General features: G+C 35.8%; 1 protein-coding gene. It reads left to right on the top strand.

The window, feature by feature from the left end; all coding sequences use genetic code 11:
* Nucleotides 1-18 precede the first annotated feature (18 nt).
* Complete coding sequence (locus J8L84_RS20305; protein WP_211072289.1) at nt 19-354, top strand: hypothetical protein; 336 nt, start codon at nt 19-21, stop codon at nt 352-354.
* Nucleotides 355-391: the final 37 nt, after the last annotated feature.

Here is a 391-nt window from a genome sequence, read left to right on the forward strand (position 1 = left end):
CTTGTGGTAGCTTGAAAAATGGAAGTATTTAATAGCAGAAAATGGATGTATTGTGGTGCTGTCCTTGTAATACCTACAGCAGCTCTTTTTAAATCACTTATAGAGTGGGCAGTTCCGCTATATTTAGTAGCAATTTTATTAGTTTTTCTCGACCCCTATTTTAAGAAATTACGGTCTCAACAGGCTTCAGCTAATAGATACATAATTGTTATTTTGTCTTCTGGTCTTTTTGCTGGGATTATTTCAAATGTATTTCCACAAGCACATGCATGGCTTGTATCTGGTTGGTTTTTATTTTTTGTAGTGTATGGTTGGCCAATAGCAACAAGGATAGACCGTAATAATGGCTCTTAAAAACAGCGCATATAACAACCCAATCAACACACTCACT

Source organism: Alteromonas sp. MMG017 (genome assembly GCF_018100795.1).
Taxonomy (GTDB): domain Bacteria; phylum Pseudomonadota; class Gammaproteobacteria; order Enterobacterales; family Alteromonadaceae; genus Alteromonas.

Coding starts and splice junctions, on each gene's coding strand:
- J8L84_RS20305 (WP_211072289.1), top strand. CDS start 19: ATGGAAGTATTTAATAGCAGAAAATGGATGTATTGTGGTGCTGTCCTT.